General features: G+C 44.8%; 9 protein-coding genes and 1 riboswitch. Of the genes, 8 read left to right on the top strand and 1 reads right to left on the bottom strand.

Annotated elements, in window-relative coordinates; translation table 11 throughout:
* Positions 1-148: 148 nt before the first annotated feature.
* From ACYQ0N_RS14035 to ACYQ0N_RS14015, 5 genes are all read left to right on the top strand, one after another.
* On the top strand, positions 149-832 hold the full coding sequence (locus ACYQ0N_RS14035) for a dockerin type I domain-containing protein (RefSeq protein WP_177532778.1): 684 nt from the start codon (positions 149-151) through the stop codon (positions 830-832).
* Positions 833-2,752 (top strand): bacterial Ig-like domain-containing protein, encoded by a 1,920-nt coding sequence (locus ACYQ0N_RS14030; RefSeq protein WP_460163038.1) that lies wholly within the window; start codon positions 833-835, stop codon positions 2,750-2,752.
* Between the two features lie 13 nt (positions 2,753-2,765).
* Positions 2,766-3,254 (top strand): hypothetical protein, encoded by a 489-nt coding sequence (locus ACYQ0N_RS14025; RefSeq protein ID WP_460163037.1) that lies wholly within the window; start codon positions 2,766-2,768, stop codon positions 3,252-3,254.
* A 181-nt stretch (positions 3,255-3,435) separates the two neighbouring features.
* A riboswitch (cyclic di-GMP riboswitch) is annotated at positions 3,436-3,529 on the top strand.
* 110 nt (positions 3,530-3,639) lie between these two features.
* Positions 3,640-4,395, top strand: a complete 756-nt coding sequence (locus ACYQ0N_RS14020) for a dockerin type I repeat-containing protein (protein WP_177532775.1) — start codon at positions 3,640-3,642, stop codon at positions 4,393-4,395.
* Between the two features lie 238 nt (positions 4,396-4,633).
* Positions 4,634-5,182, top strand: coding sequence for an NADH peroxidase (locus ACYQ0N_RS14015; protein WP_177532774.1), 549 nt, complete (start codon positions 4,634-4,636; stop codon positions 5,180-5,182).
* A gap of 367 nt (positions 5,183-5,549) precedes the next feature.
* Here the strand turns inward: ACYQ0N_RS14015 and ppdK are convergent, their stop codons facing one another.
* The gene (ppdK, locus tag ACYQ0N_RS14010) at positions 5,550-8,177 is read right to left on the bottom strand and encodes a pyruvate, phosphate dikinase (RefSeq protein WP_460163036.1); all 2,628 of its coding nucleotides are present in this window, start codon (positions 8,175-8,177) and stop codon (positions 5,550-5,552) included.
* Between the two features lie 346 nt (positions 8,178-8,523).
* Here ppdK and glmU point away from each other — a divergent pair, with 346 nt between their 5' ends.
* From glmU to mfd, 3 genes are all read left to right on the top strand, one after another.
* Positions 8,524-9,903: a bifunctional UDP-N-acetylglucosamine diphosphorylase/glucosamine-1-phosphate N-acetyltransferase GlmU gene (glmU, locus tag ACYQ0N_RS14005; protein WP_177532772.1), complete on the top strand. Its 1,380-nt coding sequence runs from the start codon at positions 8,524-8,526 to the stop codon at positions 9,901-9,903.
* Between the two features lie 5 nt (positions 9,904-9,908).
* Positions 9,909-10,535, top strand: coding sequence for an aminoacyl-tRNA hydrolase (gene pth / locus ACYQ0N_RS14000; RefSeq protein ID WP_177532771.1), 627 nt, complete (start codon positions 9,909-9,911; stop codon positions 10,533-10,535).
* Between the two features lie 127 nt (positions 10,536-10,662).
* Complete coding sequence (gene mfd, locus ACYQ0N_RS13995) at positions 10,663-14,124, top strand: transcription-repair coupling factor (RefSeq protein WP_460163035.1); 3,462 nt, start codon at positions 10,663-10,665, stop codon at positions 14,122-14,124.
* Positions 14,125-14,310: the final 186 nt, after the last annotated feature.

The raw sequence follows: 14,310 nt of genomic DNA, 5'->3' as shown, positions 1-14,310 counted from the left end.
TCTGAGCGTCCTTTTTTTGCCTTTGAAAAGTATGAACATGCGTTTTGCCTTTACAAAGCTGTCGGATTATGTTAGAATTACAATGAAAACAGGTTATAAAAAAACCGCTTATTACTTTTTCCGTACAGTCGGAGGAACGGAGGGCGTCTTGAAAAAATTAAGAACGGCAATAGCTTTATTTTTATTATTCGTAACGACGTGTACTTTTTGTATAAACGCGTATGCGGAAAACGTGCCGCTGTTGTATATAAACGCCGGCTACGGCGAAGAGAACGGCGTTGCCGAGGTAGAACTGAAAATAAAAAATAACAAAGGTATATCTGCCTATTCGGTAATTGTGAATTACGATCCGGATATGCTTACCTTTATTGAAGCTTCGCAGTCGGACGCGCTTTCCGGCGGAGTGTTTTACTGCAACGGAAGCTATGCTCAGGACGCGGTCAGGCTTGTCTGGTCAGACAGCAGAAATAAAAGCGGAGACGGAACGGCGGCGGTACTTCGCTTTAAAGCGGCGGACGGAACAGCCGATTTGAATACGCTTGTTTCTATCGGTCATACGTTGGTGGGAGACGATTTGCAGCCGGCAGCGTTTGAAGCGTCTGACGGTGAACTGAAAATTTCCGGAGAAATATTTTACGGCGACGTAAATAGGGACGGAATTGTTAATGTGGCGGATATAGTCGCCCTGAATATGTATCTGCTGGATTCTGATAAAAACGTCTTAACTAATACGTCGCAGGCAAATGCGGACGTAAACGGCGATAAGCTTATTAATTCAAACGACAGTCTAACTATAATGAACTATATCTCTATGACGATAGGGGGTTTTTAAATGAACGCCAAGGGAATTTGTCTGAAAATAGTTTCGGTTATACTTTCGGCCGTAATGCTTTTTCCGTATTGCACGGTTGAAGCCGGCAATTCTATGAAGGCCGGGCAGGATTGCATAGAGCTTATCAAGAAGTGCGAGGGATTCAGTAAATATAAATACTGGGATTACAGCCAGTGGACTATCGGCTATGGAACGGGAGTGGGAGCGGACGAATATCCGGACGGAATAACGGAGGAGGAAGCGGAAAAGCTCCTTAAAAACGCGTTGGGTACATACGAGGGCTATGTTAATAAATTTGCGGATAAATATAATATAAGCCTTAAACAGAATCAGTTTGACGCGCTGGTTTCACTTTCTTATAATATGGGTAATATATGGTCTGTATATGATGAATTTGATCTGAAGAGCTATCTTATAGACGGGGCTGAAAAGCATAGCTTTCTTGAGATTGCAAAGGCGTTCGGAGAATGGCGCGTAGCCGGAGGAAGCGTTTTGCAGGGGCTTGTAAACCGCAGAGAGGACGAAACAAAGCTTTTCCTTTCCGACAGAACGGAAAATAAATCCGAGGTATGGAGAGTGAATACGGAAAGCGGTATAAATCTGCGCGAGTCTGCGGATTCGTCGTCGTCAAAAACAGGTTTTCTGCCCATGAACACCATTTACGAGGTGACGGAGAAAAAAACGAACGATGGAAGTCTCTGGGGAAAAATCTTTGCCGACGGCAGGGAGAGCTGGTGCATACTTGATTATTCAAGATATATAGTCGGGGGGCCGCTTGAATACGGCGAAAGCGGGAACGGCAGCGGTAAAACCGAAAAATGGAGGGTGACATCGGATAACGGTCTAAATCTCAGGGAGGGGCCGGGCCTTAGCTATAAGTCGCTGGAGGTTCTGGATAACAGGACCGAATTCAGCGTATCGCAGACGGTTGAGGCTGACGAGCATATCTGGGGCAAAACAAAGTATAATAATAAAGAAGGATGGGTGGCTCTGACATTTGCGGAACGTATCAGCGGAGAAGAATTTGAATCCGCTGTCCTGGAAAGCATAGCGATAACCTCCGAGCCGGCGAAGAAAGAATATAAGGAGGGAGAAAAGCTTTCGCTGGAGGGTATTGAGGTAACGGCGAAGTACGGCGACGGAAGCGAGAAAATTGTAACGGATTTTACTGTGTCGGGATTTGAGCCGATTGCCGGAGAACATACCGTAATCGTTTCATATATGGAAAAAACCGCGTCATTTAAAGTCAGGGTAGCGGAGAAAAGTCTAATAGGCATCGAAGTTGTCAGCGCGCCTGAAAAAACCATGTATAAGCAGGGCGAAAGACTTGACGTTACCGGTTTAAGGATAAATGCAGTTTACGACAATAACGTTATGGAGGAAATATCGGATTATAATATAAACGGTTTCGACAGCAGCGCCGGAACAAAAACTATAGAGGTGGAGTATAATGGATTTAAAGACTATTTTATGGTGACGGTGAGCGAAAAGCAGATGACGGAACTTAAAATAACAAGACTGCCGGATAAAACAGAGTATGTTATCGGTCAGCAGCTTGATTTGAGCGGAATGATAGTTTACGCTTATTTTGATAATAATAGTAAAAATCAGATAACCGCCTATTCCTTCGACGGGTATAATCCGCAGGTGGAGGGGGTTCAGACAATAACTATCGGCTATAACGGCTTTTATCAGAGCTTTGAAATAACAGTCAGCGAGCCGGATATGTACGAGCTGCCCGGAGATCTCAACGGAGACGGCGTGAGGGATATTTTTGATCTTGTCCTGCTGAACAGGTTTGTTTTTGAGGGCAGGGGAGAATTCCCTTCTGAGAGAGTTTATCTTGCGGATATAAACGGAGACGGATATTACGACATAAAGGATATTGAAGCGCTGAGCAGAATTGTTTCGGAGCAGTAAGGGAGAATTAAAAATGCTTAAGGGTTTACTGGAAAATAAAATATGCGCGTCCTGCAAAATATGCTGCGGATTTGACAATACAGATCTTTGGGAAATGCCGGTTATGAATGAAAAAACCAGGCGAAGGCTTGCCGAACTCAGACCGAACGTAGGATTCATTGAAAAGGACGGCGGCTTTGTGGTAGACGCCGGAAATCTTCCTGACGGCGAATTGTTTTATTGTCCCGCACTTGATCCTGAAAAGGGCTGTATGCTGGGCGTTGATAAGCCCTTTGACTGCTTTATATGGCCGTTCAGAATTATGTCCGTTGATGAAGGACTGCTTGCTATAACGATTTCGCCTGTGTGTCCTGAGATTTACAGCCGTCCTCTGTCACAGCTTATGGATTTTCTTTCCCGGGGACTGGAAAAAACTATTTATGAATATGCCGGAAAACACCCGGAAATAATAAAGCCATATGAACATGATTATCCTATTTTGTCAATAAAAAGGTTGTTTTAGTATATTTCTGCCAATGTACTATACAATCTGCACAAGGCTGCTAACAATTATTTTATCAAAATAGAGAAAACGCCGAAATTAGTTGACTTCCAAGGAAAATCATGGTATACTTAGAACATAGAAAAAGCGAAAGCATTGATGCTATTAAGCGATTCTAAATTGCAAGCAAGAAGAGTGAGAAAAAATATTTTGGCAAACTTATTGAAAAGTAAGGACGCAAAGCTAAGGGTCTAACCCGTTTCTCATTTGAAACGGTATGATTGCCAGTTGCACAATAATTTATGATTATTGTTTTTTGATAACTGATTAAAAACAGTTATCGTAATCAAAAGTCATACGTCCCAAACAGTAAGATTGCCCTTGATTTTTTGAAAGAAGGGTAATTATGAAAAAAACATTTAAAAGATTGTCCGCATTATTAGCAACGGCCGCTATGGCTGTTTCTTGCGGAACGATGAGTCTATCCGCGGAAGAAACCAGCGCAGTAATCAATTTATCCGATTCAGTTGCGGTTGCAGGTAAATATGTTACCGTTGACTTAACTCTTGAGTCGGGAAACAGATGCGCAGGCTATAACCTTGACATTGAATTCGACAGTGAACTTAAGCTTGAAAGAATAGAAGGCGTTGTTACTTCTTGCGTAGTTGATAATGTTGTTACCTTAGTAAATTTTACCGGTACGCATTTTCAAGACGGTAAGGTAATGTCTACTTTAACTTTCGAAGTTCCGGAAAACGCTGAAGAAGGAACAGTTTATGATGTAAGGGTTTCCAGAATCGGCAATCTGTGTAATGGCAATATCGGCGAATTTGACAATGTTGAAATCAACGACAGCGCTATTACGGTTTTAGAGGCTGCAAAGCCTGTAACCAGGCACATGGTTTATATTGAAGAAAAAGGCAATACCAATGCTGAAGTCGCTTTAAGAGGCGATGTAAACGGCGACGGCAATGTTGATCTTTATGATGCGATTATGGTTACAAAGAAAATGATGAGTATGGAAAATCTTAACAAAAAGCAAGAATTTTTTGCTAACGTTAATGAGGACCAATCTACTGATTTGTATGACGCTATCAGTATATGCAGATACAATATGTCAGCAGATAAGGAAAATGCTTGGGGTGAAATTATTTCCAAGTGAGTTATTTGTAATTTCAAAGAAGGACGCTGGCGCGTCTTTCTTTTTTTATTTCTAAGTGATAACCATTATCACCTGTTATTGCATATTGAACAGCTTGATTGTGAAAAGTTTGTGAATTTTTATAAAAATGGCTTGACAACTGAATTTTGATGTATTATAATAAATTCAGAACTTAAGAGACATTATTCTTTTCGGTTCGATTTTGATTTAAAACATAATATATTTGGAGGATTTTAGAATGAAGAAGTTTATTTGTTCAGTTTGCGGTTATGTATATGAGGGAGAAGCTGCTCCGGAGTCATGTCCACAGTGCAAGGCGCCGGCTTCGAAGTTTAATGAGGTTAAGGAAACAGCGGGTCTTGCATGGGCTGATCAGCATGTTGTAGGCGTTGCAAAGGGCGTTGATCCTGAAATAATAGAAGGTCTTAAGGAGAATTTCAACGGCGAATGTTCCGAGGTTGGCATGTATCTTGCTATGGCAAGAGTAGCGCACAGAGAAGGCTATCCTGAAATTGGTCTTTACTATGAAAAGGCAGCTTATGAGGAAGCAGAGCATGCGGCTAAATTTGCTGAGCTTCTCGGCGAAGTAGTAACAGATTCCACAAAGAAAAATCTTGAGCTTAGAGTTATGGCTGAAAACGGCGCGTGTGAGGGCAAGAAAAAGTTGGCTTCAAGAGCTAAGGAGCTTAATCTTGACGCAATCCATGATACGGTACATGAAATGGCTAAGGACGAGGCTCGTCACGGCTGTGCGTTTGCAGGTCTTTTAAAGAGATATTTTGGTTAAGCTAATACGAGAGTCTTTAACATAGATTTCCTTCTTCTTTATTTATACAAACCGGCGCCTGATTTTATTCAGGCGCCGGTTTTAATATGTCAATAATTGAATCACAATCAGATTAAACGATACGTTCAGGTCTTTTCGTGGTTTTACAGGGGCAAAGGGCTGTCAGCATATAGAATACCTGACTTTATAGCCGGTGAATTTTCAAGAATTCATAGACCTGTCAGAATAGCCGAATTCCTCGTCTTTTTATTTTGTTTCAATTTATAAATAAAAGTCCCGTATCAGACTTTTAAACGTCTGAACGGGGCTTTTTGTGTTTAACGAAAGCAAAGGCTTTTGTTAAACATGATTATTAAAAATACAAAGATTACTTGCTTGCAATAGCAGCCTGTGCAGCGGCAAGTCTTGCGATCGGAACGCGGAAAGGCGAGCAGGAAACGTATGTCAGACCAAGCTTGTGGCAGAATTCAACTGATGAAGGATCTCCGCCGTGCTCGCCGCATATGCCGATGTGCATTTCAGGACGAACTTCCTTACCGAGCTTAACAGCCATATCCATAAGCTTGCCTACACCTGTCTGGTCGAGCTTAGCGAACGGATCGTTCTCGAAAATCTTAGCGTCGTAGTAAGCGTCGAGGAACTTGCCTGCGTCGTCTCTTGAGAATCCGAATGTCATCTGAGTAAGATCGTTTGTGCCGAAGCAGAAGAATTCAGCTTCCTTGGCGATTTCATCGGCTGTCAGCGCAGCTCTTGGAATCTCGATCATTGTACCCACCTCATACTTGAGGTCTGCGCCGGCTTCCTTTATTACTGCGTCTGCTGTTTCAACAACAAACTTCTTAACGTATTTAAGCTCCTTGATGTCTCCGATCAGCGGGATCATGATTTCAGGAACGATTGTCCAATCGGGGTGTCTCTTTGAAACTGCGATAGCAGCCTTTATAACAGCCTTTGTCTGCATTACTGCGATTTCGGGATATGTTACGGCAAGACGGCAGCCTCTGTGACCCATCATTGGATTGAATTCGTGAAGCGAAGCTATGATATTCTTTATTGTTTCAACTGACTTGCCCTGAGCCTTAGCAAGAGCTTCAATGTCAGCTTCTTCTGTAGGAACGAATTCGTGAAGCGGAGGATCCAGGAATCTGATTGTAACAGGGCAGCCTTCAAGCGCTTCATAAAGGGCTTCAAAGTCGGCCTGCTGCATAGGCTCGATCTTAGCAAGAGCGGCTTCTCTTTCTTCAACAGTATCGGAGCAGATCATTTCACGGAAAGCGCCGATTCTGTCCGGCTCAAAGAACATGTGCTCTGTACGGCACAGACCGATACCTTCAGCTCCAAGCTCTCTTGCCTTTTTAGCGTCGGCAGGAGTGTCCGCGTTTGTTCTTACCTTGAGAGCTCTGTATTTATCAGCCCAAGCCATGATTCTTCCGAATTCACCGGCAATGGTAGCGTCTACCGTAGGAATAATTCCGTCGTAGATGTTGCCTGTTGAACCGTCGATTGAGATGAAGTCGCCTTCATGATATGTCTTTCCTGCGAGTTCAAACTTCTTGTTTGCTTCGTCCATCTTGATATCGCCGCAGCCTGAAACGCAGCATGTACCCATACCGCGGGCAACAACGGCAGCGTGAGATGTCATACCGCCTCTTACCGTGAGGATACCCTGAGCGGACTTCATGCCTGTGATGTCTTCAGGCGAGGTTTCAAGACGAACCAGAACAACCTTTTCGCCCTTTTCAGCCCATGCAACAGCGTCGTCGGCTGTAAACACGATTTTACCGCAGGCAGCTCCGGGAGACGCGCCCAGGCCTTTGCCGACAGGAGCGGCAGCCTTAAGCGCCTTTGCGTCAAACTGAGGGTGAAGCAGAGTGTCAAGGTTTCTTGGGTCGATCATAGCTACCGCTTCTTCTTCAGTTCTCATACCTTCGTCAACGAGGTCGCAGGCAATCTTCAGAGCAGCCTGAGCCGTTCTCTTGCCGTTTCTTGTCTGAAGCATAAAGAGTTCGCCGTGTTCAACTGTAAATTCCATATCCTGCATATCTCTGTAGTGATCTTCAAGAGTCTTGCATACGTTCTGAAATTTTTCAAACGCAGCCGGGAATTTTTCAGCCATCTGCGCGATCGGCATAGGCGTTCTTACGCCGGCAACAACGTCCTCGCCCTGTGCGTTTGTAAGGAATTCGCCCATAAGCTTCTTTTCGCCTGTTGCAGGATCACGGGTAAACGCAACGCCTGTACCGCAGTCGTCGCCCATGTTTCCGAAAGCCATTGACTGAACGTTGACAGCGGTACCCCATGAATAAGGAATATCGTTATCTCTTCTGTAAACGTTAGCTCTCGGATTGTCCCATGAACGGAATACAGCCTTAACTGCTCCCATAAGCTGTTCCTTAGGATCTGAAGGGAAGTCTGAACCAATCTTTTCCTTATATTCGGCCTTGAACTGACCAGCAAGCTCCTTGAGGTCGTCAGCAGTCAGGTCAACGTCCTGAGTAACGCCCTTCTTAGCCTTCATTTCGTCAATAAGCTCTTCGAAATATTTCTTGCCGACTTCCATAACTACGTCGGAATACATCTGAATAAATCTTCTGTAGCAGTCCCATGCCCATCTCGGATTATTTGACTTTTCAGCGATAACCTCTACAACCTCTTCGTTAAGACCAAGGTTTAGAATGGTGTCCATCATGCCGGGCATTGAAGCTCTTGCGCCTGAACGAACGGAAACGAGAAGAGGATTTTCGTGATCGCCGAACTTCTTTCCGGTGATTTCCTCCATCTTGCCGATGTATTCGTTGATTTCAGCCATGATGTCAGGGTTGATCTGACGGCCGTCCTCATAGTATTGTGTGCAGGCTTCGGTTGAAATAGTGAAGCCCTGAGGAACGGGAAGACCCATGCCTGTCATTTCAGCAAGGTTTGCGCCCTTGCCGCCGAGGAGTTCTCTCATGCTTGCGTTACCTTCAGAGAAAAGGTAGCAATATTTCTTTGCCATTGGTTTTATACCTCCAGATATTTTTTTACTAAAGACCGGAAAAGGGCAGAAAAATCCTTTTTGGTCCGGTTAATTAATATTATACCATATATACGAAAAAAATTCCATATATTTTTGAAAAAAATCTCAATACTTATTTTGTAGCAATATTCACAAATTTTTTATATTTATCAACTTTTTTGAAAAATCCCTTGAAAAATTTTCATTTTATTGTCATAATATATTAATACGGTATACGAAGACTCTGAATATGTGACGTTTAAAAGACGATCCGTTTTAAAAGAGCGGGTAATAATTTTATAGATCAATTTACAGTTTGATTTCAAGGAAAAGAGGAAATTTAGTTATGAATAACGCTGTTATACTGGCCGGAGGTCAGGGAAAAAGAATGAAAGCGGAGATTCCCAAGCCTATGTTCAAGGTTTTGGGCGAGCCTATGCTTGAATGGGTTATAGGAGCCTGCGAGGGCGCGGGTATAGAAAAGCTTTGTATTGTCAAGGGATTTATGTCTGAAATGATAGACGAATATCTTAACGGACGTTATGAAACTGTATTGCAGGAGGAAAGGCTCGGAACAGGTCATGCCGTTATGCAGGCTGTGCCGTTTATGGAGGAAAGCGGCGGTAAAAATACTCTTGTTCTATGCGGCGACGCGCCCTTCATAGACAGCGAAACCATCAGAAAATCTCTTGAAGCTCATGAGAGAGGCGGAAATTCCATAACCGTCATAACCGCCGTATCGGAAAATCCGACGGGCTACGGCAGAATAGTCAGAGGTGAAAACGGCATAACCTCTATTGTCGAGGAAAAGGACGCTACAGTCGGACAGAAGGAAATAAAGGAAATAAATTCAGGAGCCTACTGGTTTAAAACGGCGGATCTTACGGAATATCTGGGAGAGCTGACGACAAATAACTCTCAGGGAGAATATTATCTTACAGACAGCGTATTCATTGCGCTTAACAAGGGCAGACGCGTGGACGCTTATATATCGGAAAATCCAGATGTCGTGCTGGGCGCCAACGACAGAAAGGGGCTTTTGGAGCTTAATACGGTTGCAAGAATGGCGGTTATAGAAAAGCATCTTGAAAACGGCGTGGAATTCAACTGTATTGACGGCGTTGTGATCGGGCGCGGCGTCGTGATCGGCGAGGGGACCGAGATCATGGAGGGAACCCATCTGAGAGGAAACACGGTTATTGGAAAGAATTGCCTGATAGGGCCTAACTGTATAATATCCGACTGCGAAATCAGAGATAACGTAAGCTTGAATTATGTTCAGGCGTTCAAATCCACTATTGACGCCGGAGTTAAAATAGGTCCGTGGGTGCATATAAGGCCCGGCAGCCATATAAAATCCGGCGTAAAGATAGGCGATTTTGTGGAGATCAAAAATTCTACCGTCGGCGAGGGAACAGCCGTTGCGCATCTTACTTATGTGGGAGACAGCGACGTCGGTAAAAACGTCAATTTCGGCTGCGGCACTGTAACGGTAAATTACGACGGAATAATCAAGAGCCGCTGCGAAATAGGAGACAATTGTTTTATAGGCTGCAATACCAATCTGATCGCTCCTGTTAAGCTTGGAAAGGCGGTTTACACCGCGGCGGGTACAACGATTACAAAGGACGTTCCCGATTACGCTCTGGCGATTGACAGGGGAACGATGCAGATAAAAGAGGGGTACAGCCTAAGAAAGCTGAAAAAAAGACTGGAAAAAGCGTGATATAAATGAGTATTTTCGATAAATTCAGACAAATATCAAAACAGGACGATACGCCGGCGGGGCCTGTTGAATATATTATCGCCGGACTTGGAAATCCGGGAGAAAAATATGAGGGAACCCGTCATAACGCGGGCTTTATTGTTATGGACGCTCTGGCGGAAAAGCTTGGATTTGAGATGAAAAAGCTGAAATTCAAATCTTTGTGCGCGGACGTGTCGGTAAGCGGAAAGCATTGTCTGGTAATGAAGCCCTCCACTTTTATGAACAACAGCGGTCAGGCGATTTCCGAGGCAATGAATTATTATAAGCTGGATATCGAGCATGTCGTTATTGTTTATGACGATATTTCTCTTGAGCCGGGAAAGCTGCGTATCCGAAGGAAGGGCAGCGACGGCGGTCATAACGGTATTAAAAGTATAATATACCTGACAGGAGAGGATACGTTTCCGAGGATAAAGATGGGCGTAGGAAAAAAGCCCCATCCTAAATATGATCTTGCGGACTGGGTGCTGAGCCGTTTCAGTCCTGATGACAGAAAAAAGCTTGGAGAAGCGGCTGACAACGCCTGCGAATGTATCGAGATGATCGTCGGCGGAAGGATAGACGAGGCTATGAACAGATATAATTCATAGTTGCCGCGGCGGGCTTTGGTCTTATCAAAAAGTTATTAAAAGTAAAAAGGATTTAAGATAATTGCGGCATTCCCCCTTTATACAAATGGGGGTATGCTGTTTTGCGCGTTATAAAAAGGAGGGCGGAATGGATTTCTTTAAACATAGCTTTATGGAGCTTGCCGGCTGGAGAGATATTGAAAAATATCTTTCAGACGGAATATCGCCGGTCTGCGCAACCGGACTGTCTCATATTCACAAGGCGCAGCTTCTCTATACGCTCAGCGGAAAGACCGGTTTTTTAGTTGTTACAGACAGCGAGGCGGAAGCAAAACGTCTATGCGATAATATAAATACAATGGCTCAGTCGTCAAGGCTTGCCATGCTTTATCCGGCAAGAGAAATTTTTCTGACCTCTGCCGAGGGCATGTCCAGGGATTATGAGCATCAGCGTATAGAGGCGCTTTCCGCTGTGCTGAGCGGGGAGTGCAGAGTGCTGGCGGCGTCTGCCGAGGCCGTTATGCAGCCGGCTATACCGCCCGACGTTTTGTCCGGGCATACTTTAACGATAAAAAGCGGTTCGCAGCTTGATCTCAAAGAGTTTAAAACAAGGCTGGTCAATATGGGCTATGTCCGAAGCGATAAGGTAGAGGGTCCCTCGCAGTTTTCAGTAAGGGGCGCTATAGCCGATATTTTTCCGGTGCAGTCGGAATTTCCCGTCAGGATAGAGCTATGGGGGGACGACGTTGACAGTATAGCTTATTTTGATCCGGAAACACAGAGAAGGACGGAAAGCGCCGGCGAATTCAGGATAGCTCCGGCAATCGAAACTATTACGGACAGAGCCGGATTGGCGGAAAAAATTGAAGGACTCGCGAAATCGGCGCGCGGCAAAAAGGCGGAAGCCGTAAGGGAAAAGCTTTTTCGCGACGCGCAAAAGCTGAGAGACGGTTCGGAGCTTGAATGCATAGATAAGTATATACCCGTTATATACGACAGGCTGCCGTCGGTTTTTGATTATTTCAGTGGTCTTACGGTATTTTCCGAATATACAAACGCGGTCGAGCGGGCCAAGGGAGTTATTTCGCAATATAACGAGGATTGCAGGATTCTTCTGGAGGAGGGATCGCTTTGCAGAGGTCTTGAGGGGCATTATTTTGACTTCGGTGAAATAACGGAGCGGGCGTCCGGCGGCGAGCGGCTTTTTATAAGTAATTTTATATCGGGGCTTGACCGTGTGGGATATAAGAAAATAGTCAATTTCGAGGGAATTCAGAACGCGCCGTGGGGCGGCGAAATGCGTCAGCTCAACGAGGATCTGACCGGCTACTGCGAGAGGGGCTTCCGCACTATGCTTATCGCGGGAAGCGAAAAAACTCTCCCTATCATAAAGCAGGATCTGGAGGACGCCGGAATAGGCTGCGATATAGCTAATCCCGAAAGCGTATGTCAGCCGGGCAGGGTACTGCTGATGACCGGAAGTCTTTCCGGAGGCTTTGAATATCTTGAAAATAAAACTGCCGTTATAACGCAGGCTAAGGCGGCAGGCTCAAAAAAGAGAAAGAAAAAGCATAAAAAGGGCGAGGAGATAAGAAGTCTTTCCGATATAACGTCCGGGGATCTTGTGGTTCATTCTCTTCATGGAATCGGGCGTTTCGCCGGAATAAGAAAGCTTGAGCTTGAAGGCGTAACAAAGGATTATATTACTATTCAGTATGCCGGAAAGGACGTTTTATACGTTCCGGTGACTCAGCTTGATATGGTTTCAAAATATATCGGTCCGAGGGACGACGCGGGAGTAAAGCTCAATAAGCTTTCCTCCGCCGAATGGCAGAAAACGCGCAGCAGCGTAAAGCGGGCGGTAAAGGATATGGCCCATGAGCTGATAAAGCTTTACGCAAAAAGAGAGCAGAGCAAGGGAATCGCTTTTCTGCCTGACGATGAGACGCAGAGAGATTTTGAGGCGAGGTTTCCTTATGCCGAAACCGACGATCAGCTTCAGTCCATAAGCGAGATAAAGGAGGATATGGAAAGACCGCGTCCAATGGACAGACTTCTCTGCGGCGACGTAGGCTTCGGAAAGACCGAGGTTGCTTTTCGCGCGGCGATGAAGTGCGTTATAAGCGGAAAGCAGTGCGCCATACTTGTTCCGACGACGGTGCTTGCCATGCAGCATTACCAGACCGCTCTGAGAAGATTCGAGCAGTTTCCGGTAAATATAGAGCTGATATCGAGGTTTCGTACTTCAAAACAGCAGCAGGATATTGTCAAAAGACTTAAAAAAGGGCTTATAGACATAATAATAGGCACTCACAGACTTGTTCAGAAGGATATAGAGTTTAAATCCCTGGGACTTGCAATCATAGACGAGGAGCAGCGATTTGGGGTGGCTCATAAGGAGAAATTCAAGGAATATTTTTCCGGGGTGGACGTTCTTACATTGTCGGCTACTCCTATTCCGAGGACGCTTAACATGGCGATGAGCGGAATAAGGGATATGTCGGTTATAGAAGAGCCGCCCCAGGACAGATATCCCGTGCAGACCTATGTGGTGGAATACAATGCGGGAATGATATTACAGGCAATAACAAAGGAGCTTAAAAGGGGCGGTCAGGTGTATTATATCCATAACCGGGTGGACAGCATTTCAGGCTGCGCCGCAAGGCTTCAGGAGCTGCTGCCTGACGCGAGAATCGCCTATGCCCACGGTCAGATGACCGAGGAGAAGATGTCCGGAATATGGAACAGTCTTGTGGAGCATGAAATTGATATACTTGTCTGCACCACTATAATAGAAACCGGCGTAGACGTTCCTAATGTCAATACTCTTATAATAGAGGACAGCGACCGATTCGGTCTTTCACAGCTTTATCAGCTCAGAGGACGGGTAGGACGTTCAAACAAAAGGGCGTACGCTTATTTTACATTCCGACGGGAAAAGGTGCTTTCGGAAATCGCCTCTAAAAGGCTGAATGCAATGAGAGAGTTTACCCAATTCGGCAGCGGCTTCAGGATTGCTCTCAGGGATCTTGAAATCAGGGGAGCCGGAAGTATTTTAGGCGGAAAGCAGCATGGTCATATGGAGGCGGTGGGCTACGATATGTACCTGCGCCTGCTTACCGAGGCAATAGCAGAGGAAAAGGGCGAGCCGGTTGAAAAGGCGGCGGACTGCTCTGTGGATATCCGCATAGACGCTCATATTCCGGAAAAATACATTGAAAGCTCCGCTCAGAGAATTGACGCCTATAAAAAAATAGCGGCAATTGAAACGCCTGAGGATAAAATTGAAATGATAGACGAGCTGATAGACCGTTACGGGGAGCCTCCGAAGTCGGTTACGGGGCTTATAGAGGCGGCTCTTCTGAGAAACACGGCGGCCGCGTTGGGTATTACCGAAATCCAGCAGAGAAAGGAAAACCTGTTTTTCTATATAGAAAATCCTAAGCCGGAGCAGATAAGCGGGCTTTCAAGGACGTTTAAGGGCAGAATACTTTTCAACAGTCTTGCAAAGCCGTATATCAGCGTAAGGCTTGAAAAGGGCCAGAGACCGGAAATTCTGATGAAAGATGTGTTAGATGAAATGAAATCCGCTGGAAAAATAATGAATTGAATAAAAATAATTCAGAATTAAATGGAGAAATAATACAATTATTGTGCATTATGAGCAGAACATACAAATTAAATGTTCAATCTTTGGTTAGCATTAACATAGACATATCAGTGCCGGTAATGTTATAATTAAGACGTGAAAATTTGCTTTTTAGGTAAGACAGCAAAATAAAAAAATATAAAATAA

The sequence above is a fragment of the Ruminococcus sporogenes genome (genome assembly GCF_054655175.1).
This window is presented reverse-complemented; position numbering and strand designations above follow the sequence as displayed.